Genomic DNA, 2,940 nt, shown 5'->3' on the forward strand with positions numbered 1-2,940 from the left:
GGTTCACACCGTCGTCGACGGAAAGTTCCGCACCCTGAGCTACGTCGGCGACCACACGCCTGTCGTCGTGGACGAGCCGCCTCACCTCTTCGGCCAAGACACCGCGCCGGCACCCGGCGAAATCGTTCTGTCCGGCCTGGGTGGTTGCCTGAGCGTCGGCATCACTGCTGTCGCCACCCATCGCAACGTCAAGCTAACCAAGCTGGAAGTCTTCCTTGAAGGCGACATCGGCAACCCGGCAGCCTGGGGTGCCGGTGGCGCCCAGATGCAACCAGCCGAAATGGGCTTCCAACAAATCCGCGTCAAAGTCCTCATCGAAGGTGACGCCCCTCGCGAAGTCCTGGAAGAAATCGTCAGGCACGCGAACCTCTATTCGCCGGTCGCCAACACGATGCGCAATCCCGTCCCTTTCGCCATCGACCTGGTCTAAGCAGCAAGTCTGGAACCCATCATGTCAGCGGTACTTCAGACGGCAGAGGCGAACACCGATACCGGTGCTCGCCGCGCGACGATGCTCGAGGCCGTGCGTGCGATAGCGAACGGCCCGCTAGCGGCGATGGTCGAAGAAATCGACCGGGCCGGCACTTATCCGGAGGCCATCATGCGTGCATTGGGCAAGACTGGCGCCTACCGCGCTCAGACCTCGCTTGATGGCAACCCGGACTTTGTGGCGGCGATCCAGGCCATCAGAGAGGTTTCGCGCGTCTGCGGCGCTACCGGATTCATGGTGTGGTGTCAGGCTGCCTGCACGCTCTACATGGAGCAAAGCGGCAACCCCGCGCTCGCCGGCGAAGTGTTACTGCGTCATGTTGATGGTGACGAGTTGGGTGGCACGGCATTGAGCAATCCCATGAAGGCCATGACCGGCATCGAACAGATGCTGCTCAAGGCAGAAAGGGTGGGTTGCGGATACGTCGTCAATGGAACTCTTCCCTGGGTAAGCAACCTGGGCAAGGATCATTACTTCGGCGCCGCCGCCACTGTGGCCGGAGAGGACGGCATGTCCCATGAGGTCATGTTCATGGTGCCCTGCAACGATTCCGCTATCGAGCTGCGCGAATGCCCGTCGTTTGCCGGCATGGAAGGCACCGGCACCTGGGGTGTTCGTTTTACGGACTTCATCGTCAGCGCCGACCGCGTTATCGCCGATCCCGTGCGTCCTTTCCTCGACAAGGTTCGCGCAAGCTTCATCCTGCTGCAGGTTGGCATGGGCCTGGGTGTTGCCCAAGGCGCGATAGACACCATGTGGGATGTCGAGCAGCAGCTCGGACATGTGAACCAATTTCTCGAAGACCGTCCCTCGGACCTGCAGACCGAACTACATGCATTGACGGAGCGGACTTTCACACTTGCACGCATGATCAACGAGGGCGCCAAGCCGCCGTTGCTGGATGTTCTTGATGTGCGCGCCCATGCTTCCGAACTGGCACTTCGCTCCGCACAGTCCGCACTGCTGCACCAAGGCGCCCGCGGCTACCTTTTGTCGTCACCGGTGCAGCGCCGTGTCCGCGAATCGCATTTTGTGGCCATCGTGACACCTGCGCTCAAGCATCTCCGTCGGGAGATGGCCAAGCTCAGCAGCCCGGTGATGCCATCATGAGCACGCGGGTCTCCTTGCAGGAAACGATGGACGAAGCAGTCGTCGCCTTCCGGCAATACATCTGCCGTGCCTGTGGATTCATTTACGACGAGGCTGAAGGCGACCCTGACAGCGGTCTGGCTGCCGGCACCAGGTATGAAGACATTCCCGACGACTGGGAGTGCCCCCTGTGCGGTGTCACCAAATCCGATTTCGAGCTTTACGTGGTGCAAGCCCGAGTCGAGCAATGTGCGTCGCAAGCAGTCGTCAGCCCTCGCGGAGATTCGGGTGTCGTGATTGTCGGCGCCGGCAGCGCCGGCTGGCAAATGGCGCGTGCATTAAGGGAGAAAGACGCCGGAATTCCGATCACACTGGTCACCAGCTGCAGCGGCGACAGGTACGACAAACCCCTGCTCTCAGTTGCGCTTGCGAAGGCGATCGGTCTTCCTGCGCTGGTCAAGGAAACAGGAACCCAGGCCGCCACGCGACTGAATGTCCGGCTGATGGCAGAAACCCATGCAGTCAGTGTGTGTGCTGGTGCGAACGCTCTTCGGACCACCCGTGGAACCGTCAAGTACCGTCACCTGGTGCTCGCCCACGGGGCGATTCCAAGGCCGGATCCAAACTTGCCGCCCGACATCTGCTGGGCGATCAACGATCTGCGCTGCTACGCCAAATTTCGGAAAGCCATCGCTGCATCCGGCAGGCCCCAGCGAATTGTTGTGGCCGGCGCAGGCCTGGTGGGCTCTGAGTTAGCCAACGACCTGGCCATGGCTGGACATGATCTCGTGCTGATCGACATTGCCGACAGGCCGCTGGCCAATCTTCTGTCTGCAAGTTCATCCCAGGAGTTACTCAGGGCTTGGGAAACATTGTCCATCCGGTTTATCGGTGGCACGCGGGTCAAGTCGGTTGCGAAGGCTGCCAGCCGTGTGGCGGTGGTGACGGAAAGCGGCCTCGCCATTGAATGCGACCATGTGCTTGCGGCGACCGGGCTCCAAACACCGAACCGCCTGGCGCAGAGCGCTGGACTGGGCTGGAACAACGGTATAGCGGTTCAGCCAGACGATCTGCGCACCGGCATTGCGAACATCCACGCATTGGGTGATTGCATCAGCATCAACGGGCAGGCCATGCGCTACATCGAGCCGATCGCAAGCCAAGCCAAGGTTATCGCAGCCAACCTTATAGGTGACGAACCGCTTTTTTACACACACGCCCGTCCGGTCGTCCGGGTCAAGACCGCGTCGCGCGGCTTCACCGTCTGATCTCCCCATCCATCCGAATTCCGACCCACCCTGCCGAAAGCCMCCATGCGCTATTTCGATCCGTACGACGCCGACAAACCGCTTGTCATGAAC

3 protein-coding genes are annotated in these 2,940 nt (G+C 61.0%); all 3 read left to right on the top strand.

The features are described 5' to 3' along the window. The coding region (locus AC1D1P_RS19530; RefSeq protein WP_477674115.1) for an OsmC family protein at nucleotides 1–430 on the top strand (430 nt) is incomplete at its 5' end. Between the two features lie 21 nt (nucleotides 431–451). Then, nucleotides 452–1,600, top strand: coding sequence for an acyl-CoA dehydrogenase family protein (locus AC1D1P_RS19535; protein ID WP_477674116.1), 1,149 nt, complete (start codon nucleotides 452–454; stop codon nucleotides 1,598–1,600). Further along, nucleotides 1,597–2,847, top strand: coding sequence for an FAD-dependent oxidoreductase (locus AC1D1P_RS19540; protein WP_477674117.1), 1,251 nt, complete (start codon nucleotides 1,597–1,599; stop codon nucleotides 2,845–2,847). The genes AC1D1P_RS19535 and AC1D1P_RS19540 overlap by 4 nt, the downstream gene beginning before the upstream one ends. Nucleotides 2,848–2,940: the final 93 nt, after the last annotated feature.

Source organism: Polaromonas sp. P1_E1_2, from assembly GCF_056406035.1.